This window comes from Mucilaginibacter sp. OAE612, assembly GCF_041806395.1.
Lineage (GTDB): Bacteria > Bacteroidota > Bacteroidia > Sphingobacteriales > Sphingobacteriaceae > Mucilaginibacter > Mucilaginibacter rubeus.
This window is the reverse complement of the sequence record NZ_JBGMUW010000001.1, coordinates 605502-627528: the sequence shown is the minus strand read 5'-3', so window position 1 is coordinate 627528 and position 22027 is coordinate 605502. Positions and strand designations below refer to the sequence as shown.

The window sequence follows — 22027 nt, the reverse complement described above, 5'->3', positions numbered from 1 at the left end:
GCCAAATACAATAAATTCGACGAATTCATAAATTCCAAAAATTCGAGTTCAGACACCCTAATTGTCATTACTCAAAAATGAATTTATTATCAGCAACTTTATAATACTTTTTTAACCTTATATTTAACTTTATCGATAGGCTGATACATTTTTAACCAGCCATGAAGCCAAATAAATACCAGTTAAATAAATACGCGGTTTCCGGTATAGGTTTCCCTGAATTCTTTGGGAATACACATTTTTTTACGCTTAAAGATCCTGTTGAAATTGGAGATATTGTTAAAGCCGCATTTATAGGCAATTTCGGCTACCGTGGTTGTGGAGTCAATAAGCATCCTGGAAGCATGCCCAAGCCTGATCTCGTTCAAACTGTCAATAAAGGTTTTGCCCGTGCGCTTTTTGATAAACCTGCTAAATGAAGCTTCGGGCATATTGGCAATTTTAGCTACTTCGGCAAGGGTGATTTGCTTGTTATAGTTAATATTCATGTGCTCAAACACTTTTTCAATGCGGCGGCTGTTGTAGTAAAACTTCTCATTTGTAAAGCTTGGATCCGACAGCATTTTCATATTGCGGGAGATTGACAGGTCATGAAGAATGGACAGAAGTTCTAATACGGAGTCAAAACCACTCTTTTTATCCAATTGCATAATCCTGTCTTTAAGCGCGTAAATGGTTTCCGATGAGAAAGAAATCCCCCTTTGCGAGCGCTCGAGCATGCTTTTTACAAAACTTAACTGATTTCGCTTCAGAAACTTTTCATCAAACAGATCTTTATGAAACTGAATTGTAACCTCGGTTATATCTTCGCTTTGACACTGGTGCGTAAACCAGGCATGGTATAAGTTTGGACCTATCAGCGCGAGCTCTACTTCTTCAATAACCTCAATATGGCCACCTACCACCCTTTTGGCACCTTTGGCGTTGATAATTAAATTAAGCTCGTATTCGTCATGATAATGAAGCGGAAAATCAAATTTCTTTTTTACCCTCGAAAAAATAGTAAAACAATCACTTGGCGTTAGCGGAGTTATCTCCCGCATTACATTACTTGTCGTCATAGAATCCACTAAAATAAGTTTACTAATTACTGATACTAATTTAACATTTTTATACTTTCAAAATGTCAATTAAACAATTAATTATTAATTTTCGTTACCTCATTGCGTATTAGGCCCCCTTACAGCACTGTAACCAATTAAAATGTGCCTGTAGGACTTAACGTTAGTTATATGGCAAAATCAAAGTTCGCCCCACTATCTGATAATTTACTGTTAATATCAAGCCGTGAAAACTCAAATGAATTTGGCAGCGCGTTTTAAAATGCCCGGCAATACAGTAAAATATAAGGCAACTTATCAAAATTTTACACTTCATTAACTAATATTTTAGGGGCTGTACTGCGCTATATAAATTTTAACTTTTAGGTTTGCAGACAAATTGGTTTAAACATTTAACCCAAACGGTCAAAGGTTTATTTAGCCGTAATTTAATCTGTCATTAATACTGTATTGATAATTTGCCGGCAGAGATTTTGGCCGGCCTTTTGCTACAGCATTTTATAATTGATTTAGCATCAAATGTACTTTTAATGGACGGGCAAGATGTAATACTTTTTTTTCATTATTTAGTTTTAAATTACCAAAAACGTTTAAATTACTACTGTAAACACTCAAAATAAAGCATCGATACCTAATACTTTTATGTCATTTTATCAATTAAACAAACTCTTTTTAAAACGATTTAAAAAGTTACCCAAAGTATCTTAATGAAATAAAACACGGTACAGCAAACAAACACCTGCGGGTTTTGTAGAGTTACCATACGCATATACAAGTACATTTTTAATGGACAATACGCAAAGCATAACCAGGCATACAAACAAAAGATTCGTGAAGCTTAAACAAAGCCTGAGCGACTTTTTTTTAACGCTTTATCGCATAAACCAGTTTATCATCCGCTTTTTTAAAGAAGCTTTTGTACCGCCTTTTGAACTTAAGGAAGTTATACGCCAGTGTTATGAAGTAGGTGTGCGTTCATTTACCCTGATATCGGTTACGGGTTTTATTGTGGGGGTTATATTTACCAAGCAATCAAGGCCATCGTTATCACAATTTGGCGCCGAATCGTGGTTGCCCTCGCTGGTATCCATAGCCATTATGCGTGCGCTTGCCCCATTGGTTACCGCGCTGATAGCGTCAGGAAAAGTAGGCTCAAGCATTGGCGCTGAGCTGGGGTCCATGCGCGTTACCGAGCAGATAGACGCGATGGAAGTATCGGGCACCAAACCATTTAAATACCTGGTATGTACCCGCGTACTGGCTACCACGCTTACTATTCCAATTTTATCAACCTATACAGGCTTTGTGGCTTTATTTGGTGGGTATTTAAATGTAACCATGAACGAAGGCACCACCTGGACAACTTTTATACAGGAAGTTTTTGAGCCGCTAACCTTTACCGATTTTGTGGCATCGCTTATAAAATCAATTGTATTTGGCTTTACCATTGGCATTGTGGGCTGCTACCAGGGCTATAACTCAAATAAAGGAACCGAAGGCGTGGGTAAAGCTGCAAACGGCGCGGTAATTACCGCCATGTTCCTGGTGTTTATTGAAGAAGTTATTATTGTACAGATTACCGGCTGGTTCCGCTAATTTATGGAGATATGAAAAAGGCAGCAGTACAGACAGATCATAATAACCCGGTTATCAGCATCAGGGGCTTAAAAAAAGCGTTCCAGGATTATGCCGTGCTCCGCGGTATTGACCTTGACCTGTACCAGGGCGAAAACCTTGTGGTGCTTGGCCGCTCAGGAACAGGTAAGTCGGTACTGATCAAGATCATATCGGGCCTGCTTAAACCCGATGAGGGTATGGTAAAAGTATTTGGCCAGGATATCGCTCATATTACCGAAGATGACTTACAGAAATTACGCATCCGTATCGGCTTTTCGTTTCAGAACAGCGCTTTGTACGATAGTATGACCGTGCGCAAAAACCTGGAGTTCCCGTTGGTGCGTAACAAACGTAACCTTACCCGCGGGGAGATCAATACCGCGGTTGAAACGGTGCTTGACGCAGTTGGACTTTCTCAAACCATTAACCAGATGCCATCCGAGCTTTCGGGCGGGCAGCGTAAGCGTATCGGCATTGCCCGCACGCTGATCCTGAACCCCGAGGTTATGCTGTATGATGAACCCACCGCCGGCCTCGACCCTATCACCTGTATCGAAATAAATGACCTGATTAACGAGGTGCAGCAGCGTTACAATACATCATCCATCATTATAACACATGACCTGACCTGCGCCAAGCAAACCGGCGACAGGATAGCCATGCTCTTAGACGGGCAGTTTCAGCGCACCGGCACTTTCGACGAGGTGTTTAACACCACCGATAGCCGGGTGAAACCATTTTACGATTACAACTTTATTGAATAACAACAATTAGATAAGATATACCATTATCATGGATCCAGCAGAAAACAGAAAATCGATCATAGTAGGCATATTCCTGGCACTTGGGCTCATATTGTTTATATTGGGGGTATTTACCCTGGGCGGCCAGCAAAAAGCCTTTGTTAAAAATATAAAGCTAAGCGCTGTATTTACCGATGTTGCCGGTTTAAAGAAAGGCAACGCCATTTGGTTTTCGGGCGTTAAAGTTGGTACTATCAGCAATATCAAATTTATCGGCCCGTCAGAGGTCCAGGTGTATATGAATGTTGATGAGGCTACACAGCAATACATCCGCCGCAACGCGATGGCCAAAATAGGCTCAGACGGTTTGATAGGTAATAAAATTATTGTGATAGAAGGCGGAACTGCACAGGCGCCGGTAATTGAAGATGGCGACGTACTGCAATCCGAAAAAATGCTCTCGACCGATGACATGCTTAAAACCCTGCAGGATAATAACCAAAACCTGTTGGTCATTACCAATGATTTTAAATTATTAAGCCACAACATATTGCAGGGCAAAGGTACCGTTGGCGCATTATTAGCCGACAGCACCATGGCCATACAACTACGAGGTGCTATGCGCAACCTGCAGGCCACCACCCAAAGCGCGGCTTTAATGGCGGTGCAGCTCGACAAGTTTAGCCGTAAAATGAACACTAAAGGCGGTCTTGCCGACAAAATGCTTACCGATACAGCTACCTTTGCCCAAATTAAACAGGCGGTAGGCCAACTGCAGCAAACTGCAGCAAATGCTTCAACGCTTACTAACAACCTTACCAAAGCAAGCAATAAGCTTAACACTACCGATAATGCATTGGGCGTATTATTGAACGATCCCAAAGCGGCGGTGCAAACACAATCGGCCATTAATAACCTGCAGGCAGCATCTATCAAATTAAATGATGACCTGGAAGCCGTTCAGCATAACTTTTTCCTGAGAGGTTTTTTCAAAAAGAAAGAAAAAGCAAAAGCTGATAGTTTGAAGGGAAAACAGTAAGCCCCCCTCTAAACGGCGTAGCCCTCATGAGCACTAAAAACTCATGCCGTTGTTGGTGTTGTCACCAACAACTTTTTTGCCTGTTTTGTCTCTTATAATCACGAAATCACCATTTGCTATGCACGTAGTAATTGAGCGGCGCTCGGCGCGGAGTCGTTGGTGACAACACCCAACAACGGCGAAGTTTATCAGGCGTATAAGTTTTCTTCCTCGTTTCGAAATGACAATTACTTTTGTTTGATAATCCTCTCAAAAAAATGCGTCCCGTATCTCACCCCGGAACGCAATCTCGACAACATCTCATTGATATCGATCAACTAAACCAGGTTAAATCTCAGCCTGTACTTTATTATACACGCATATCGTGCCATTGTTTTAAATAATTAAAAACCAACACCTTAAGAAAAAACACATTCACTCCAACCGTCTGATTTTGCACATATCATGTGCAATTACGGTCATATAAATTGGTTAACGCTGGTCTTTCCCAATTTTAAATTTTATTTTCACTTTACCTCTTAATCAACTACCAGGGAACATGACAGACAGTTCATCATATGAAACAGAAATAAATAAAACGGTTAATATCAACGCCCCGGGTTCAAAGGTGTGGGATGCCATGACAAATCCGGCATTAATTAAGCTATGGATGTCTGATTCTGCAATTGATGTGATATCCGAATGGCAGGTTGGAAGCCCAATAATTTTCCGGGGGAATCTTCACTGGACAAGTTTTGAAAACAAGGGCACTATCCGGCAATTCGACCCCGAAAAGGTTTTTCAATATAATTATTGGAGTTCGCTTTCAAACCTGCCTGATATACCTGAAAATTATACAGAAGTCCGCTTTGTATTAACCCCCATTGAAGATAAAACAATGATTATATTAACCTTAAATAATTTTCCAGACGAAATAATTTACAAGCATGTTAATTTTTACTGGAATGTAACACTTTCTATATTAAAAAAACTGTGTGAACAATTATAAATTTAATACCAAAGCTCATAGCTTTATGCTTTTTGCGTTCTGCTTTCAGCTTTAATTTTAACTGGTGTTGTCACCAACAACTTTTTTGCCTGTTTTGTCTCTTATAATCACGAAATCACCATTTGCTATGCATGTAGTAATTGAGCCGCGCGGAGTTGTTGGTGACAACACCAACAACGGCGAAGACTTTTAAAATACAATTCTTTTTAAGTCCCTCTCTCCCGGAGAGGGATTTAGGGTGAGGCAAAAAAAATGCGTTCCGTATCTCACCCCGGAACGCAATCCCGACAACATCTCATTGATATCGATCAATTATCAACAATCAGATACTTAAATAAACAAAATTTTAAAATATCCGATTGTTTACACCTAATGTCCTTTTTCAGATCAAATAATTTTATTTACACCGGGGACTTTCACCAGCATCGACGACAACAGAAAACTGCCTGTCACAGCCAGCGGACCAACAATCAACAATTTATAAGCCGGATCCATTGGCCAACTTATGGCAGCCACCGAAAGGGAGATGAGCACCAAGGGATGAAAAATATATACGCCGAATGCCGCACGCGACATGCTTTTTCCAACGGCGGATAGCCCTGTCCACTTATGCTTCGCGATGATCAATAAGGCTGACATAATGAAAATACCTGTAAACTGTTCCCAAAAGGCGTACATTAACGATTGCCAGTGCCCTTCTCCGCTAAACGTTTCGATAGAACTATGCGTGCTTTCTTTTATAAAATAAATTGCCGGAAATACCACCAAAATCATAAAAGCTGACAGCCATGCAAACAACCTACCTGTTTTGATATCAAAACTGTTAAGCCAGTTGTTTCGTGATGCTATTATTCCCATCCAAAACATGCCTATGTATTGCGCAAAATGCCCTAATTGAAAGCCAACCGGCTTGAGTATCCACCCAATTGGAAAAACCATTCGTACGATATATGAAATTAACCCTAATGCGGCAGCAAATATGATAATGGAAAAAGCTGATGGCGCCTTTTTAAACTGTCGGCTTTGGTTTTTTATCATTGAACTGATCAGCACAAAAATTAAGCTGAATAACAATAAAGCAGCTACAAACCAAAGTACCCCAAAATCTATCCATCCATCAAAACCACCTAAATATTGAAGATAGGTAACCCGATGCCCTTCAGCAAAACGGTACACAATATAACTCAGCACCGGCGACAGGATAAACGAGTAAAACACCAGCGGGACACCTAAACGCTTTAATCTGTCGGCAGTAAAACGTGCAGTGCTTTTCTTTTGCAATGACGACGCCGTAAAGTAGGCCGAAATAAAAAAGAATAGACCCATAAAAAACGACTGATTTACGGCCACGAAAAGCGACATAGGTATAATTGCCCCTGTATGTGTTGTTTTATCCGTAAAATACCAGCCTCCCGGCGCTCCGTAAGTAATAAAAGTATGGTGCAGCACCACCAAAACCGTCAGCGCAACTTTTAAATTATCAATATAAAGCAGTTTTGAAGTGGCCGGATTCAGGACGTTATTTTCAACAGGGGGAGGATCGGTTAACAGCATATTAGGGAATTGTTTCAGACACTAAGATACCATAAACTTCTACATGTTACACCCGTGGCTGCATCGTAGTAAATTATATACAATTACAGGCAATAAAAGCGATGTGAAATCTCCCCTTTTTACTTCGCACATTTTGCGTAATTTCTCTTTAATTTGCAACATATCTTCGATACATTTCGTTGAATATTAAAAACATACCATTTAACGGACCCTATTTGAATCCGCGGTTACAAACATCTGCACCCATGGGCCAGAGCAAATCGGCAGCCGTACTTAACCTGTACAACAGTTATTCAGCAAAGCTTTTAGGCTACATTTATGAGGTTGTGCAAAATAAGCCGATAGCTGAACAGTACCTTTCAGCTGTTTTTAACGATGTACCAAACGAGCTTGAGGAATTTTCAAAAAGCGGAACAAGCGCCTTTTGTCGTTTGCAAATCATGGCGCGCGAAAAATTGGTCCACTTTTTTGAGGCGTTAGAAAATGATACCGATAAAAGAGCCTGGGAAAATTTACCCTGGGTCAATAACCGGTATGTAACTTTAATGCCCCCCTTTCAACAGCAGGTTTTTTGCGATATTCATTACCAATGCAAATCGGCAGGAAGCATTGCTATAGAACTGAATAAAACAGAAGAAGAAATCAGAAAAACGTTAAAAGAATGTTTTACCATTATCAGGAACGGGAGGAACAATGAAAGAGTACATTGATAGTGGCATACTTGAAGTTTTTGTAATGGGCGCAGCTACCGACGAGGAAGCAAGGGAGCTAATGTACATGAAGGCAAAATACCCTGAAGTAGATGAGGCCCTGAAGCAATTGGAAACAGATATGGAAAAAATAGCAGGTGAAATGGCTATTTCACCGCCTCCGCATATGTGGGAAAAGATAGAAGATGAGATAGACGGCCTTATCCGCCTGGAAAATCCGGCACAACCGGTTAAATTCCGCACTTCAGGCGATGATCAGAATAAGCATAAAAAAGCACCTCCCGAGGATCAATTCATCTCGATTGAATCGGAATCGAACCATATGCGCCTGCATAAATCGTGGCGCTGGATCTTTGCTGCTGTGTTTGTGCTAGGGAAGATCTTTTTAGGCTTCGCGATATATTTTTACCTTGAAAACCGCCAAACCAGACAACAATTACAGGAGTTAAAAACCGAGATCAGGGAATTGAAGAAAAGATAGAGGTTGGTGGTTGGAGATTAGAGGTTAGATTTATTTAAAAAAATATTTGAGGTATCCCGAGGGATGCCTTTTTTGTTGTTTATTAAACCACCACCTCTTAACTTTAGCTTATGGAAAACGACTATCTAACCAGTGTAAAAAAGCAGTTTGCTTATTACAAATCCCTCGGCGAAAAAACGTTTGAACAACTTACCGACGAACAATTATATTGGCAATATAACCCCGAATCAAACAGCATTGCCATGATCGTGAAGCACATGGCAGGCAATATGATTTCCAGATGGACTGATATTTTCGCTACTGATGGTGAAAAATCCACCCGTAACCGGGAAGCTGAATTTACCCCTTCTACCCCCACCCGCCAAACAATTACCGAAACCTGGGAACAGGGATGGCAATGCCTTTTTGATACGCTTGATAAACTAACCGCCGACGATCTCGATAAGATCATCTATATCCGCAACCAGGGCCATACGGTTATGGAAGCCATTAACCGGCAGCTGGCCCATTACCCTTACCACGTTGGCCAGATCGTTTTTTTAGGTAAGATGCTTTGCAATGAAAACTGGCATTCGCTATCTATCCCCAGGGGGCAATCTGAAAATTACAATGCAGATAAATTTGCTCAGGAAAAGCGAAAGGTTCATTTTACGGATGAGAAATAGCCCTATCTTTTAGAATTAATAACCAACTTACTTATGACGCCTGAACAATTTGTGAAAATATTTTATACTGAGAAACAAGATCAATTTGACAATTATTTGAATAAACACCAAGATACCTACGTCTCAAACCTTATAAACCAGCTCGACCCGGATGAAAAAGAAATGACCATACTTCAGGAAATTATAGATACAATCCTAACCGATACATATTACACTTTTTTATTAGGTATTGATGGAGCAGCAAATATCGGCGGAGTTCAACAACTCTATAAGCTTTTTGATCCGAATAAGAACGAATTAACCGGCTCGGGAGAAATTGAGGCATTTGCATATGAGTATTTTCACGGGGACAAAAGCTAAAATACATTTAGCTTTCCAGGGAAATCAATCCCAATGTTTCAAACCCTGAAATCCCAGCTTTAAAATATATTTTCGAATAAATTTCCGCAACCGATTAATTGCATTTATATTTGCAATCGAACGGTTGCAAAAAGAGACTTTTATGAGAAGAGATGTATTTCAGGCCATTGCCGATCCTACCCGCAGGGCCATTATTAGTTTGCTTGCTTTGCAGGCTATGACACCCAATGCCATTGCCGAACATTTTCAAAGCAGCAGGCAAGCTGTATCTAAGCATATCCAAATCCTGAGCGAATGCCAGCTGGTTAATCAAAAACAAACCGGCCGCGAAATTTATTATCATTTTAACGCTCAAAAAATGAAAGAAGTGGATGTTTGGATGGACCAGTTCCGCGTCCTGTGGGAAACCCGTTTTAGCCAGTTAGATAACGTACTACAAAACCTAAAAAACAAACAGTCATGACAAACAACGAAACCGTATTTACCAAAGACCTGCACAACAAAAGGCTTAATGTGGTAAGAACTTTTGACGCGCCACTCTATTTAGTATGGCAGGCATGGACCGAAAGCGAGATCCTCGACCAGTGGTGGGCACCTCATCCCTATCGCACCAAAACCAAAACCCAGGATTTTAGGGAAGGTGGCTACTGGCTGTACCAAATGGTTGGCCCTGAGCATACAGAACATCCAACATGGTGCAAGGAAGAATATAAAACCATCGTAGTTCCGCAAAAAATTGCCAATGCTGTTTCCTTTTGTGATGAAAATGCTGTAACCAATACCAATTTCCCTGTTATGAACTGGGAGAAGAACTTTACCGGCGAAGGTGAGCATACTACCGTTAACATCGATATCTATTTTGATAAAGTGGAAGATATGCAAGCCATTGTTGGTATGGGCTTCCAGGAAGGCTTCACCGCCGGCCTAAGCAACCTTGACCATTACCTGAGCACAGCTTTCAGGATCAGGAAAGATCTGAAACCGGGCAATGCTGCAAGGGTTACCACTTATTTAAATTTCCCCGGAAACACTGAAGAGGCTTTAACCTTTTACAAAGAGGTTTTTAAGGGCGAGTTTACAGGTAAAAAACTCACGCGGTTCAGCGATATAGAGTTGCCGGCTGAGGTCCGGATGAACGAAGCTGATAAAAAATTGATCATCCACGGCGAACTTACCATTATGGGAGGCCACGTACTAATGGCTACCGACGCGCCGGAGAGTATGGGCTTTAAACTGCAAACCGGCAATAATATGCACATCAACGTTGAACCCGAAAGCCGCGAAGAAACCGAGCGCCTGTTCAATGAACTTTCGGCCGGTGGTGTGGTTACCATGCCATTGAGCGATATGTTCTTTGGGGCATACTTCGCAGAGTTTACTGATAAGTATGGAATTAACTGGATGTTGAATTATCAGAACGCCTGAACCGGGATTTGGGGGATTTTTGGATTAGTGGGATTTTAATTGCGATTTTAATATAGCTTAACGTCCCATCAGGGTCTCTCGCAGAGGACTCTCTACTTGCGCTCGTTTGCAACGAGCGCTTAACGTGGCTTAGCGATTGCATCGCAACTCGCATTACAAATGCGGAACCATATTAAGCACTCATCACAGATGAGCGCAGGTGGATCCGTGTCTTGTCCTGAAAATCTACTTGCGCCCGTTTGCAACGAGCGCTTAACGTGGCTCAGCGATTGCATCGCGAATCGCATTACAAATGCGGAACCATATTAAGCACTCATCACAAATGAGCGCAAGTTCATCGGCAAATCATCAAATAAAAAAATCCGAAATCCCAACTCCCAATTCCGAAATCAAAATCCTATCTTTGCCCATGCAAGAAAAAATCCTCATTCTTGACTTTGGTTCGCAATTCACCCAACTTATAGCGCGCCGCGTCAGGGAGCTCAATATTTATTGTGAGATCCACCCCTTCAATCATTATCCCGAAATTGACAGCACTGTAAAAGGTATCATTCTTTCCGGCAGCCCTTATTCTGTAAGGCAGGAAGATGCTCCTCATTTCGAATTTGAAAAATTCCATACCACACGCCCTATTTTAGGTGTTTGTTACGGTGCGCAGTATGTTGCCCATTTTCATGGCGGCGAAGTATTGCCTTCAAGTACCCGTGAATACGGTCGCGCCAATTTGGAATATATTAAACAAGATAATCCATTGTTTAAGGATGTTCCTGGTGGCTCACAGGTGTGGATGTCGCACGGCGATACCATTGCTACCATTGGCGATAACTTTGAGGTAATTGCAAGTACCGATAGCGTTAAAGTTGCCGCTTACCAGGTAACCGGTACCCAAACTTACGGCATCCAATTTCACCCGGAGGTTACCCACAGTATTGATGGTAAACAATTGCTGCAAAACTTTTTGGTTGACATTTGCGGTTGCAAACAAGACTGGACACCTGATTCATTCATCGAAACCACAGTTGCCGCTCTGCGCGAAAAACTGGGCGATGATAAGGTAGTACTTGGTTTATCAGGCGGTGTTGATTCATCGGTTGCCGCAGTGTTATTGCATCATGCCATCGGTAAAAACCTGCACTGTATATTTGTTGATAACGGCCTTTTGCGTAAGGATGAATTTGAGCAGGTGCTTGATTCATACCAGCACATGGGTTTAAACATAAAAGGCATCGACGCCAAACAACGTTTTTATGACGCGCTTGCCGGCTTAACCGATCCTGAAAAGAAACGTAAAGCTATCGGCCGGGTGTTCATCGAAGTATTTGATGATGCCGCGCATGAGGTACAGGATGTGAAATGGCTTGGCCAAGGCACAATCTATCCCGACGTTATCGAGTCGGTATCAGTAAAAGGCCCTTCAGCTACCATCAAGTCGCACCACAACGTTGGCGGTCTGCCTGATTTTATGAAACTTAAAGTAGTTGAGCCACTTAACACTTTGTTTAAAGACGAAGTAAGGAAAGTAGGTAAAGCTTTAGGTATCGACCCTAATATTTTAGGTCGCCACCCTTTCCCGGGCCCGGGCCTGGCTATCAGGATTTTGGGAGACATCACGCCTGAAAAAGTAGCGATATTACAGGAAGCTGATGCAATTTATATAAACAATTTACGTGCTGCCGGGGTTTACGATAAAGTTTGGCAGGCCGGCGCTATATTTTTACCGGTACAGTCGGTAGGCGTAATGGGCGATGAGCGTACTTACGAAAACGTGATCTGTCTCCGTGCTGTTGAATCAGTTGACGGGATGACCGCCGACTGGTGCCATTTACCGTACGACTTGCTGGCCAAGATCAGCAACGAGATCATCAACAACGTAAAAGGAATTAACCGGGTAGTATATGATATCAGTTCAAAACCACCGGCCACCATTGAGTGGGAATAAGTGGTTACCGTTTTTTTGTATAGCCTTGCTGCTGGCCGCGTGTTCACCCAAAACGCGGCCGGTAGCAACTACTATAAAAAAACCGACTGACACCGAAAAAAAGCCCGATAATACCTCCGAAAAACCGATCAAAGCCCCGGAGCAAAAGGTAGCTACTATAGCCATGATCCTGCCTTTGAATCTTGAGCATTTAAATCCAGCTCAAAAATATAGCCCTATACAATTAAGCCAGGCCAATATCGCTGTTGAATATTACCAGGGATTTAAACTCGCCCTCGATTCGCTTACTGCTTACGGAAATAATTATAAGCTGCAGATCTTTGATTCAAAGGATGAGGCTATGCAGGCACATGATCTGGCTTTAAACGCGTTTGTACGTTCAAGCGATCTGATAGTCGGCCCGGTTTTCCCGGACGGTGTAAAAGCGTTTTCAGGCGCACTGTCTTATTCAAAGGGACCAATTTTATCTCCCTTATCGCCTGCCAATCCAAGCACAATTAAAAGCAAAAATTTAATCACTGCTATTCCGCCGCTTGAATATCACGCATGGGGCGCTGCCGAATACATTAACAGAACGGTTAAGCCTAAAAAAATCTTTATTCTGCGTTCGGGCTTTAACCAGGAAAATGATTACGCTGTTAATTTTAAAAAGGCTATCGACAGCTTAAGCAAAAAGAAGGTAAAGGTCACCAACGTATATGTTATACGGGGCAAACTGAGTAGCCTGCTGCCGCAGCTATCAAAAACCGAAAAAAATGTGTTTGTGATCCCTGCAACCGATCAGGCATTTTTAGGTGTAACCCTCCGGTCGTTAGATACATTGAACAAACATTACCCGGTTATGGTGTTTGGGCACCCGAGTTGGGAGAAGTTTAGCTTCCTGAAACCGCAACTTTTACAGCGCCTGAACACGCATATCACTTCAACCGAAAAAATCAATTACAAAGCCGGGGCTACAATAACATTTTTACGTAACTATAGGCGGGCTTATCACGTTGAACCGACCGAATACGCCATTAAGGGTTTTGATGAAGGGCTATACTTTGGCAGGCAACTTTTTGCCGATAAAGGATTAGCGTCAATTGAGGGAACCGATTTTACCGGCCTGCATAACAGTTTTCATTTTATAAAAAAGCCGGGGCTGGGCTGGATCAACACCCACGTAAATATATTAATGTACACTAACTTTGAGCTAAAACAGGTAGAATGAAGGCCATAAACCAGCTTAAAACGTTTCAGCGAATTTTGGGTGAATACCCTGCCGATACGCCACTAAGTAAATTTTTACCCGGATTTTACCGGCAAAACAAACAAATGGGCTCAACCGACAGGCGGGTTGCCAACCGGTTAGTATACAATTATTTTCGCCTGGGCAGGGCACTTCCAAACTTACCTGAAGATGAGCGGCTAATGGTTGCCGAATTTTTATGCAATACCCAAACCAACTCTTACCTGCAACACTTCAAACCAGAATGGGCTGCCTGTATTGGTTTTAATGACGATGATAAACTGGCCCTTGTAAAAACCGCCTACCCTGATTTTAAACTGGCAGATGTTTTCCCATGGAGCAGCCAGCTTTCAGACGGGATTGATAAAGAAGCTTTCCTGAAATCATTTTTTTGCCAGCCCGATCTGTTTATCCGCGTGCGCAACGGTTATGATCATTTGGTAAAAGCCGAACTAACCAAAGCCCAGGTTGTATTTAAAGACGAAGGTAATGGCTGTTATTCGCTGCCAAATGGTACACGCCTCGAAACCATTTTCCCCAAACAACACTGGTTTGAGGTGCAGGATTATTCATCGCAACAAACAGGTAATTACTTTAAACCACAGCGCTGGGATAGCTGGTGGGATGCATGCGCGGCATCGGGCGGTAAATCGCTATTACTGCATGAGGATGAGCCTAATATTAAACTGGTTGTATCCGATATCCGCGAATCTATCCTGGCTAACCTTGATGAGCGCTTTCAATTGGCCGGATTAACCAAATATCAGAAAAAAGCCCTCGACCTTACCCAAAACATTGACTCGGTGATGCATGATTATGCATTCGACGGGATCATCCTTGATGCCCCCTGCAGTGGCTCGGGCACCTGGGGACGTACTCCTGAAATGATAGTCCAGTTTGATGTGCATAAGATTGAGTTTTTCCAAAAGCTACAAAAAAGCATCGCCCAAAACGTGGTTAAATATCTTAAACCCGGTAAGCCACTCATCTATATCACCTGCTCTGCCTTTAAAGGTGAAAATGAAGATGTGGTTGACTACCTGGTAAACGAGCTTGGTTTAAAACTGGAAGAGAAAGCGGTATTAAAAGGATACGAGCGTAAGGCGGATACCATGTTTGTGGCAAGGCTGAGCCCCCCGGCCCCCTAAAGGGGGAGATCCCACTACACTGTCCAGCCAGTCAATGTCAATAAAACATTTTTTCATCGCTCTTTATTTGGCTGGGCGACAGCAAAAATCAGCAAAATGCTTTTTCAAACTCCCCCTTTAGGGGGTTGGGGGGCTACAAATGCGTATTACTCCTGAAAAGCTTAATGGCTATAGCCAATAAAATAATCCCGAATGCTTTACGCAATACGCTCAAACCTATCGGCCCAAGCAACCTTTCCAGCCATTTTACGTTCTTAAGTACCAAATAAACCACAAGTGTGTTTAACACAATGCCCACAAGTATATTCTGCGTCTGATATTGCGATTTCAAAGATAACAGCGTGGTCATGGTACCAGCGCCTGCAATAAGCGGGAAAGCCAGTGGTACGATGGACGCAGCCTGTGGTAATTCCTCTTTAAAAAAGTCGACACCTAAAATCATTTCCATGGCTATAATGAAGATCACCAGCGAGCCTGCGATAGCAAATGAAGAAATATCCAGACCTATTACAGCAAGCAGTTCATCTCCTATAAAAAGGAAGGTCACCATAAGCACAAGCACGGCTATACTGGCCTTTTCCGATTCGATGTGACCTACACGCTGCCTAAGCTGAATAATGACTGGTATGGCGCCCAAAATATCAATAATAGCAAAAAGGATCATCGTAACCGAAATGATCTCCTTAAAAATAAATGGGTGCGGCATGGTCTCTTAAATTTATTCTTTTTTCTTTAACCGGATACTTAATAGCAACGCAGCTAAAATATAGCATGAAGATAAGAAGAAAATAGCATGTACCGATAGCAAAGCTGCAAAGCCGGCCGTAACCGGACCAAGGGTTTGCCCTATGGAAGCATACGACTGGTTGATGCCCAATATTTTGCCTTGTTCTTTATGGTCAATATGATCGGCAATTATTGCGTTGAGCATAGGATTACGCAGACCGTTGAACAGGCCATAAATACAGATACCTATAACAAAAGGAATAAAATGATTGGTGAGCCCGGTTACAAACATCGCCGCAAGGCAAAGAAAAGTAGAGAGCAAAAGGATCATTGATTTAGATGAAAACCATTTGGTGAACAGCGGCACACAAAGCTGCATAATAATACCGCTCACGCCGAAACCTGCGTACAGAATACCGATCTGTGTAGGGTTGATCTTCAATACATCAACAGTAAAAGTTTGAAATGCGATAATCATGGTAAACTGCGCCATGGTGAGCATAAAGCCTGTAAATACGGCCGTGCCAATAACCGGCCGTTTAAGTGTAGTTATCAGCGAGGTAAACGAAAATTTAGTTTTTTCTGAATTCTTTTTTGTTTTATCGGGCGGGTTGGTTTCCTTTAAAAAGAACAGGCTGCAAAGTGTGCCTATAAGTGAAATGCCAGCCGCAAAAAAGAAAGGTACCTGCATACCATACCTGTTCAGGAAACCGCCAACGGCAGGCCCAATCACAAAGCCAAACCCAAAGGCAGAACTTAGTATACCGAACCTTTTTGCCCTATTATCCGGCCTTGCCGTATCCGATACCATGGCCTGTGCCACAGAAACATTTCCTCCTGTTAGCCCGTCCAAAATCCGGGCTGCAAAAAGCATGATCATACTCCTCGCTTCGGCAAACAGAATAAAGGAAATACAGGTACCTGCCAGGCTGATCACCAGCAAAGGCTTCCTCCCCCATTTATCAGACAGGGAACCCAACACCGGCGTGGCAAAAAACTGAGCTATTGAAAAGGAGGCTGTTAAAACGCCTAATGTTTCGCCGGTAACGCCAAAGGTTTTACCGTATGAGTAAAGTATCGGTACAATGATGCCGAACCCCAGGGAGTTGATGATACACACAAATACTAATACCCACAGGTTTTTATCCCCCTTCATGAAGCGGTTCTATTGGTTTACTGGTATAAAAAGAGAATGTAACAAAAAAGGTTCTGAAAATTCAGAACCTTTTTTGTTTATGATAACATTGTTATGATTACTCAACAAATTTAGGGTTGATAGGGTTATTAGCACCTTCAACTTTACCATGGCGTACATGTGAACGTTTGATACTGTAACCAAAGTAAACGGCAAAACCAATCAGTAACCAAACAATAAGCCTTGCCCAGTTTTCCCAGCCTTCGCTGGCAATCATACACAGACATATGAGGGCGCCAAGCGGGCAAACTATCATATAAGCCGGAGTTTTGAACGGGCGTTCAATGCCAGGGTCGGTTCTCCTTAAAATAAAGATACCAATACATACAAGCACAAAAGCAAACAGTGTTCCTATACTCACCATATCCCCTACATATTTATCAGGAATAAAACCGGCAAACAATGACACAAACACAAAGAATAACCATTGCGATTTGTAAGGCGTACGGAATTTAGGGTGCAGCTTTGAGAATACTTTAGGGATCAAACCATCGGTGCTCATAGTATAAAATACACGGGTCTGGCCCATCAGCATCACCAAGATTACCGAAGAGAAACCTGCAAGTATCGATACAGTAACAAATGAAGCCAACCATCCATAACCAGGCATAGCGGTTTTGATAGCGTAACTTACTGAAGCTTCTTTACCCTGGATCAGGAAATCTTTGTATGATACTAAACCTGTTAACACATGCGAAAACAGAATATAAAGTGCAGTACAAAACACTAACGATATCAAAATACCTTTTGGCATGTCTCTCTGTGGGTTCTTAGCTTCCTGGGCAGCAGTTGAAACTGCATCAAAACCAATAAAGGCGAAAAACACAACGCTTGCTCCGCGTAATACGCCAAGCCATCCATGGTTAAAGGTATCGGCATAGTCAACTACTCCGGCACTCACTTTAATTTTTCCTGCATCGGCAGGGATAGTATATGGGGTATGGAAAGCCGGGTTAATAAAGTGCCAGCCTAAACCAATGATCATCAATACAATGGCAACTTTTACAATTACGATGATATTATTCACAACTGCCGATTCTGCAGTACCACGAATCAATAACAGCGTTAACAGGAACAGGATCAGAATAGCCGGCAGGTTCACGATACCTCTTGTACCCATTTCGGCGGCGTACATACCTGCAGTGGTATTTGACACTTCCATAAACGAGTGCGACCATGCGTATGGTATATGCACGTTAAAGAAAGTGGTTAAAAATTCATTAAAATACTGCGACCAGCCAATTGCAACTGTAGCGGCACCAAGCGCGTATTCAAGCACTAAATCCCAGCCAATGATCCAGGCAATAAACTCGCCCATGGTAGCGTAAGAGTAGGTATAAGCAGATCCTGCGATGGGGATCATACTGGCAAATTCTGCGTAGCACAATCCGGCCAGGGCGCAACCGGCGGCTGCTATAAGGAAAGAGATGGTAACCGCAGGGCCGGCATGTTCACCTGCCGCAGCTGCCGTACGAACGAAAATACCGGCACCTATAATTGCGCCGATACCGAGTGCTATAAGTGAGCCAACGCCTAAGGTTCTCTTGAGCGACTTCTCCGTCTCTGCCGAAGCAGCCATTAGTTGAGCAATCGGTTTTTTAATAAATAATTTCATTTTAAATTAGTAAGATCAGTCAAAAATTAAAAATTTACATTTCCCCAAACGTACTTAAATTTATTGAAAACATAAAGCGCCGAATGAAACAACAGTTAAGTATTAATTATCAAAATATTAAACTGTCAAATGCTATTAAATCTATAGAGAATCGGATTTTAAAGCTGAATGCAGAACGCCTAAAGCTCAAAGCAAATAAACCGGCAAATCCCACAGCAAACTGCTACTCTCTATAAACTGCTACTGCTACTCAAGCAAAATGCTACTGCTCCCCTTCCCGTTTCACCAGCAGTACCTCATCATTATCTAATAACAGGTAGCCATACTCATAGTTGAAAAAATAGGTCGACCCGGTTTTGGTTTGATAGATACTGGTAATATGGTCAAAATCAAAACCTTTTGCAGTAAGCTTTTTTCGGGTTGTTTTGGTTTTGCCCGTGGGGTTCAGTTCTTCCAGCACACGGCGGTTACGGCGCAGGATGTTATTGATATTACGCACCAGATTGTAGCTGCTGCTATTGAGCTGATTATTGTAATTATTGCGGCACAGATCATTACAAAACTTTTTGTCCGCACGGCCTTGTAACGGCGTACCGCAATCTAAACAAACTCGTTCCTGGTTCATAATGATAAAGGTAACGATTATTCTATCCGTTTGCAAACGCTTGCAAACGGATACTATCGACTATAAACGGTTAATATCCGGTTAACTATTTTGCCTTGCCGCACCTTTGTATTGTTGATTCAAACAAACATTAAACAATAAATATTAAAACTATGAACTCATTAAGAAACAGTGTGCGCCTTGTAGGTAACTTAGGTATGGATCCGGAAGTAAAAGTATTCGACAGCAATAAAAAAATGGTACGCCTATCCATCGCCACCAACGAAAGCTACAAAAATGACAAAGGCGAAAAAATTACCGACACCCAATGGCATAACCTGATTTTCTGGGGCACACAAGCCAAACTTGCCGAAGACCTGCTAAAAAAAGGCGATGAAGTTGCTGTAGAGGGTAAACTGGCCAATCGTAACTATACCGATAAGGATGGCATTAAACGCTACGTATCTGAAGTAGTGGTTAACGAATTTTTAAAAGTGGGTGCTAAAGGCTGAAAAGCAAATGGCGAGATACCTAAAGCTACCGGACACTGGCGGGTAAAGCCTGTGAATAACGTAGGGCTGGTATCTCGAAAGGAGGAATAAATCTATTTTATAAAAGACCATGTCTTTCAAATAACATAATCGAAATTTATCAATGACAATACCGGCAGGAATAACCTTCTGTCAACCGAACGGAGCAATTATATCATAAAAAGCGGCTTTAAACCTAAACCTTATCTTAATTATAATGTATTTCCATCCATGCCGGTATTGTCATTTAACAACCTGCTCCCTGGCTAATTTCTCTATCTCTGGCAGTTGCTTCTTATATTTCCCGGCATCCCAGTTTTTAGAGTAATCTTTCATTGGTGGCATCCCCATTGCTTTACGTCGCTCGTCCAAATGATCAATATCAGCAATAGGATAGATATATATCTTGCCTGTTTGTTTATCTGTAAATCCCTGGCTACCGTAAACTTGTTTCTTGCCGGTCCGCATATTGATCCTGTCTTCAAGGATAGCAAGGTTGCTTGAAAGTATTTCGCCATTTTTCTCCGCAGCTCTGATCATTGGTAAATAGTTTTGCTGCGTTTGCAAATCGGCATGTTGGATTACCAGGAACAGTGCCTGACTTCCCGTAATACCTACTTTTTGCGGACCCAGCCAACCATACTTTGTTAGTATAGCATTTACCCTGATCAAATTTTGACTGTCGGTTTTATGCATAACTTCTTGCAGGCTATCGGCAACATTGATTTGTGCATTATCTCTTTTTGCCCGCAGATATTTTATTCTAACCGATTGATCTGATTGATAAATAGAATCCAAAACAATCATTAATGACCGGTTTAACTTATTACTATCAATGGTGAACGTGGTAACCTGCGCAAAAGAGATATTACCCAGCAACAGAAAAACACACCTGTGACAAAAAGCCTACGCATCAGCCTCGAATGCCTTAATATACGCGGTCCTTTCCACAATCGAGTGAATAACCCCGTCAAGTTGCTGCGATGTGGTATCAATATGCCCGATGATCTCCTTGTTGAGTGGGTTTTGCAGATCATCGTTATCAAACAGATTAACTAAACCCAAAATAGTAGCTACGGGCTTACGCAATTCGTGCGAACTGATATTGGCTATGGTTTGCAGCCTGTGGTTTTGTTCTCGTATATTATCTTCGGTTTTTTTGCTTTCTATCAACACCCTCAAAATATTCACAGTGCGTTCAATGATATTTAACTCCTCCTTATTTGGCTTACGCATGGTATGGTAATAAATGCCAAATACAGCCAAAACCTTCGAGTTTTTCGAACTCATTACAGGCGACGACCAGCAAGCCTTTAGTCCGTACGGTTTGGCAAGACCAACATAATCAGCCCAAAGCGGGTCGTTTTCAATGTCGCTTACTATAACCTGCTTACGGTGAAATGCCGACGTACCGCACGATCCTACATTGGGCCCTATTGATAAACCTTCCAGTTGATTACTGTAAGCCTGTGGCAACCTCGGACCGGCAAGCGTATGTAATTTCTCCTGCTTATCGTCAACTTCCAAAACAGAACAGATCATATCCGGGAAGATCCTTTCAATTCCCATAAGCAGTTCGGTAGCAGATTGCGCCAGCGTATATTGTGACATCGCGTTTAATTCCAGCACCTTCTTTTCAAGCTCCAATACCCATTCCTGCATTTTTATTTCCGTTATATCACGTATAAAAACAGCCAGCTGGTCCTGATAAGGGTATATATTGATCCGAAGCCAGCTGTTTGAATAGGCATTTAAATATTGTACCTGTATGGATTTTTTGCAGGTTAATGAAAGTTGAAACTCGCTCTCTACCGATTCAGTTAAACCAAGACTTTTAATCTCCATAAAATTGGCCCCAGCAAGTTCGGTTAAACTAAGGTTAGTCATAGCCTGGAACGCCGGATTAAAGGAAATTATATCCCAGTTGGCATTAAGTACAATAAAGCCTTCATTGAGGCTTTGAATAGTATGCTGAACAATATCATCTTCTGATTGACCGATCATGCCGGCCAGTGTATTCCCGCTCGAATAAATCAGGTTATCATCCTCATTCAGTATTACCGACCAGATAATACTAAAGTAACACCCGTCTTTCGCTTTAATACGGCTTTGATAGCCAACTAATTTTTTATTAAGCAGAAGGCTGTTTTGTGACTCTGTCTGGCGTTCTTTATCTGCCGGATGGCATATAGCTTCAATATTTATACCCGTTAACTCCTCATCGCTATAGTTAAGAGTATTACGAAAAGCATGATTGGTATGCATAATCACGCCATTCATATCCATGACAAAAAAAATATCTTTTGAATGAGTAAAGAGTGACGTAAACCTTGTGTCCATACGCGGCAGGTATAACATAGTTATAATAACTAAGTTATAAAAAATGTTTGCAATATTAT

At 41.9% G+C, this 22027-nt stretch carries 22 protein-coding genes; 14 read left to right on the top strand and 8 right to left on the bottom strand.

Going from position 1 to position 22027, the window contains the following annotated elements; all coding sequences use genetic code 11:
• Nucleotides 1-182 precede the first annotated feature (182 nt).
• The gene (locus ABID99_RS02820; RefSeq protein WP_090528369.1) at nucleotides 183-1061 is read right to left on the bottom strand and encodes an AraC family transcriptional regulator; all 879 of its coding nucleotides are present in this window, start codon (nucleotides 1059-1061) and stop codon (nucleotides 183-185) included.
• Nucleotides 1062-1892: 831 nt separating this feature from the next.
• Between ABID99_RS02820 and ABID99_RS02815 the strand changes: the two genes are divergently transcribed.
• From ABID99_RS02815 to ABID99_RS02800, 4 genes are all read left to right on the top strand, one after another.
• Nucleotides 1893-2657, top strand: coding sequence for an ABC transporter permease (locus tag ABID99_RS02815; protein ID WP_223266281.1), 765 nt, complete (start codon nucleotides 1893-1895; stop codon nucleotides 2655-2657).
• A gap of 11 nt (nucleotides 2658-2668) precedes the next feature.
• A complete protein-coding gene (locus ABID99_RS02810) occupies nucleotides 2669-3442 on the top strand; it encodes an ABC transporter ATP-binding protein (RefSeq protein ID WP_091166784.1) in 774 nt (257 codons plus the stop codon).
• Between the two features lie 28 nt (nucleotides 3443-3470).
• Nucleotides 3471-4460: an MlaD family protein gene (locus tag ABID99_RS02805; RefSeq protein ID WP_373612771.1), complete on the top strand. Its 990-nt coding sequence runs from the start codon at nucleotides 3471-3473 to the stop codon at nucleotides 4458-4460.
• Between the two features lie 538 nt (nucleotides 4461-4998).
• Nucleotides 4999-5448 carry an SRPBCC domain-containing protein gene (locus ABID99_RS02800; RefSeq protein ID WP_373612770.1) on the top strand — a complete coding sequence of 150 codons (450 nt, stop codon included), beginning with the start codon at nucleotides 4999-5001 and terminating at the stop codon, nucleotides 5446-5448.
• Nucleotides 5449-5835: 387 nt separating this feature from the next.
• Here ABID99_RS02800 and ABID99_RS02795 read toward each other — a convergent pair whose 3' ends face one another.
• Entirely contained in the window at nucleotides 5836-7002 is a 1167-nt protein-coding gene (locus ABID99_RS02795; protein WP_373612769.1) for an acyltransferase family protein, read from the bottom strand.
• A 245-nt stretch (nucleotides 7003-7247) separates the two neighbouring features.
• On the opposite strand from ABID99_RS02795, the gene ABID99_RS02790 reads away from it, so the two are divergent.
• From ABID99_RS02790 to ABID99_RS02750, 9 genes are all read left to right on the top strand, one after another.
• Nucleotides 7248-7712, top strand: a complete 465-nt coding sequence (locus ABID99_RS02790) for a hypothetical protein (protein WP_373612768.1) — start codon at nucleotides 7248-7250, stop codon at nucleotides 7710-7712.
• Entirely contained in the window at nucleotides 7696-8193 is a 498-nt protein-coding gene (locus ABID99_RS02785) for a hypothetical protein (protein ID WP_176628887.1), read from the top strand. Before ABID99_RS02790 ends, ABID99_RS02785 begins: the two co-directional genes overlap by 17 nt.
• Before the next feature lie 110 nt (nucleotides 8194-8303).
• Complete coding sequence (locus ABID99_RS02780) at nucleotides 8304-8858, top strand: DUF1572 family protein (protein ID WP_090528381.1); 555 nt, start codon at nucleotides 8304-8306, stop codon at nucleotides 8856-8858.
• A gap of 33 nt (nucleotides 8859-8891) precedes the next feature.
• Nucleotides 8892-9218, top strand: coding sequence for a hypothetical protein (locus ABID99_RS02775; RefSeq protein ID WP_373612767.1), 327 nt, complete (start codon nucleotides 8892-8894; stop codon nucleotides 9216-9218).
• 142 nt (nucleotides 9219-9360) lie between these two features.
• Nucleotides 9361-9681 (top strand): ArsR/SmtB family transcription factor, encoded by a 321-nt coding sequence (locus ABID99_RS02770; RefSeq protein WP_373612766.1) that lies wholly within the window; start codon nucleotides 9361-9363, stop codon nucleotides 9679-9681.
• Nucleotides 9678-10643, top strand: a complete 966-nt coding sequence (locus ABID99_RS02765) for an SRPBCC domain-containing protein (protein ID WP_373612765.1) — start codon at nucleotides 9678-9680, stop codon at nucleotides 10641-10643. The genes ABID99_RS02770 and ABID99_RS02765 overlap by 4 nt, the downstream gene beginning before the upstream one ends.
• A 409-nt stretch (nucleotides 10644-11052) precedes the next feature.
• On the top strand, nucleotides 11053-12582 hold the full coding sequence (gene guaA / locus ABID99_RS02760) for a glutamine-hydrolyzing GMP synthase (RefSeq protein ID WP_090529629.1): 1530 nt from the start codon (nucleotides 11053-11055) through the stop codon (nucleotides 12580-12582).
• Nucleotides 12539-13792, top strand: coding sequence for an ABC transporter substrate-binding protein (locus ABID99_RS02755; RefSeq protein ID WP_373612764.1), 1254 nt, complete (start codon nucleotides 12539-12541; stop codon nucleotides 13790-13792). The genes guaA and ABID99_RS02755 overlap by 44 nt, the downstream gene beginning before the upstream one ends.
• Entirely contained in the window at nucleotides 13789-14958 is a 1170-nt protein-coding gene (locus ABID99_RS02750; protein ID WP_354486118.1) for an RsmB/NOP family class I SAM-dependent RNA methyltransferase, read from the top strand. Before ABID99_RS02755 ends, ABID99_RS02750 begins: the two co-directional genes overlap by 4 nt.
• Nucleotides 14959-15091: 133 nt before the next feature.
• Here the strand turns inward: ABID99_RS02750 and ABID99_RS02745 are convergent, their stop codons facing one another.
• The 4 genes from ABID99_RS02745 to ABID99_RS02730 all read right to left on the bottom strand — a co-directional run bounded on the left by ABID99_RS02745 (nucleotide 15092) and on the right by ABID99_RS02730 (nucleotide 19119).
• Nucleotides 15092-15664: a MarC family protein gene (locus ABID99_RS02745; protein ID WP_090528400.1), complete on the bottom strand. Its 573-nt coding sequence runs from the start codon at nucleotides 15662-15664 to the stop codon at nucleotides 15092-15094.
• 12 nt (nucleotides 15665-15676) lie between these two features.
• Nucleotides 15677-16840 carry an MFS transporter gene (locus ABID99_RS02740; protein ID WP_373612762.1) on the bottom strand — a complete coding sequence of 388 codons (1164 nt, stop codon included), beginning with the start codon at nucleotides 16838-16840 and terminating at the stop codon, nucleotides 15677-15679.
• Between the two features lie 97 nt (nucleotides 16841-16937).
• Complete coding sequence (locus ABID99_RS02735; protein ID WP_112653578.1) at nucleotides 16938-18494, bottom strand: amino acid permease; 1557 nt, start codon at nucleotides 18492-18494, stop codon at nucleotides 16938-16940.
• Between the two features lie 262 nt (nucleotides 18495-18756).
• Nucleotides 18757-19119: a hypothetical protein gene (locus ABID99_RS02730; RefSeq protein WP_373612761.1), complete on the bottom strand. Its 363-nt coding sequence runs from the start codon at nucleotides 19117-19119 to the stop codon at nucleotides 18757-18759.
• Nucleotides 19120-19271: 152 nt separating this feature from the next.
• On the opposite strand from ABID99_RS02730, the gene ABID99_RS02725 reads away from it, so the two are divergent.
• On the top strand, nucleotides 19272-19610 hold the full coding sequence (locus ABID99_RS02725; RefSeq protein ID WP_373612760.1) for a single-stranded DNA-binding protein: 339 nt from the start codon (nucleotides 19272-19274) through the stop codon (nucleotides 19608-19610).
• Between the two features lie 261 nt (nucleotides 19611-19871).
• On the opposite strand, the gene ABID99_RS02720 is transcribed toward ABID99_RS02725, so the two are convergent.
• Both ABID99_RS02720 and ABID99_RS02715 read right to left on the bottom strand, forming a co-directional pair.
• The gene (locus ABID99_RS02720) at nucleotides 19872-20435 is read right to left on the bottom strand and encodes a DUF6624 domain-containing protein (RefSeq protein ID WP_373612759.1); all 564 of its coding nucleotides are present in this window, start codon (nucleotides 20433-20435) and stop codon (nucleotides 19872-19874) included.
• A 99-nt stretch (nucleotides 20436-20534) separates the two neighbouring features.
• Entirely contained in the window at nucleotides 20535-21968 is a 1434-nt protein-coding gene (locus ABID99_RS02715; protein WP_373612758.1) for a PAS domain S-box protein, read from the bottom strand.
• Between the last annotated feature and the right edge of the window lie 59 nt (nucleotides 21969-22027).

What these genes read in the sequence shown, in the direction of transcription:
- ABID99_RS02765 (WP_373612765.1), top strand. Translation starts at nt 9,678, where the DNA reads ATGACAAACAACGAAACCGTATTTACCAAAGACCTGCACAACAAAAGG.
- ABID99_RS02730 (WP_373612761.1), bottom strand. Translation starts at nt 19,119, where the DNA reads ATGAACCAGGAACGAGTTTGTTTAGATTGCGGTACGCCGTTACAAGGC.
- ABID99_RS02785 (WP_176628887.1), top strand. Translation starts at nt 7,696, where the DNA reads ATGAAAGAGTACATTGATAGTGGCATACTTGAAGTTTTTGTAATGGGC.
- ABID99_RS02800 (WP_373612770.1), top strand. Translation starts at nt 4,999, where the DNA reads ATGACAGACAGTTCATCATATGAAACAGAAATAAATAAAACGGTTAAT.
- ABID99_RS02775 (WP_373612767.1), top strand. Translation starts at nt 8,892, where the DNA reads ATGACGCCTGAACAATTTGTGAAAATATTTTATACTGAGAAACAAGAT.
- ABID99_RS02735 (WP_112653578.1), bottom strand. Translation starts at nt 18,494, where the DNA reads ATGAAATTATTTATTAAAAAACCGATTGCTCAACTAATGGCTGCTTCG.
- ABID99_RS02750 (WP_354486118.1), top strand. Translation starts at nt 13,789, where the DNA reads ATGAAGGCCATAAACCAGCTTAAAACGTTTCAGCGAATTTTGGGTGAA.
- guaA (WP_090529629.1), top strand. Translation starts at nt 11,053, where the DNA reads ATGCAAGAAAAAATCCTCATTCTTGACTTTGGTTCGCAATTCACCCAA.
- ABID99_RS02720 (WP_373612759.1), bottom strand. Translation starts at nt 20,435, where the DNA reads ATGATTGTTTTGGATTCTATTTATCAATCAGATCAATCGGTTAGAATA.
- ABID99_RS02755 (WP_373612764.1), top strand. Translation starts at nt 12,539, where the DNA reads ATGATATCAGTTCAAAACCACCGGCCACCATTGAGTGGGAATAAGTGG.
- ABID99_RS02780 (WP_090528381.1), top strand. Translation starts at nt 8,304, where the DNA reads ATGGAAAACGACTATCTAACCAGTGTAAAAAAGCAGTTTGCTTATTAC.
- ABID99_RS02795 (WP_373612769.1), bottom strand. Translation starts at nt 7,002, where the DNA reads ATGCTGTTAACCGATCCTCCCCCTGTTGAAAATAACGTCCTGAATCCG.
- ABID99_RS02745 (WP_090528400.1), bottom strand. Translation starts at nt 15,664, where the DNA reads ATGCCGCACCCATTTATTTTTAAGGAGATCATTTCGGTTACGATGATC.
- ABID99_RS02770 (WP_373612766.1), top strand. Translation starts at nt 9,361, where the DNA reads ATGAGAAGAGATGTATTTCAGGCCATTGCCGATCCTACCCGCAGGGCC.
- ABID99_RS02725 (WP_373612760.1), top strand. Translation starts at nt 19,272, where the DNA reads ATGAACTCATTAAGAAACAGTGTGCGCCTTGTAGGTAACTTAGGTATG.
- ABID99_RS02820 (WP_090528369.1), bottom strand. Translation starts at nt 1,061, where the DNA reads ATGACGACAAGTAATGTAATGCGGGAGATAACTCCGCTAACGCCAAGT.
- ABID99_RS02805 (WP_373612771.1), top strand. Translation starts at nt 3,471, where the DNA reads ATGGATCCAGCAGAAAACAGAAAATCGATCATAGTAGGCATATTCCTG.
- ABID99_RS02740 (WP_373612762.1), bottom strand. Translation starts at nt 16,840, where the DNA reads ATGAAGGGGGATAAAAACCTGTGGGTATTAGTATTTGTGTGTATCATC.
- ABID99_RS02715 (WP_373612758.1), bottom strand. Translation starts at nt 21,968, where the DNA reads ATGGACACAAGGTTTACGTCACTCTTTACTCATTCAAAAGATATTTTT.
- ABID99_RS02810 (WP_091166784.1), top strand. Translation starts at nt 2,669, where the DNA reads ATGAAAAAGGCAGCAGTACAGACAGATCATAATAACCCGGTTATCAGC.
- ABID99_RS02790 (WP_373612768.1), top strand. Translation starts at nt 7,248, where the DNA reads ATGGGCCAGAGCAAATCGGCAGCCGTACTTAACCTGTACAACAGTTAT.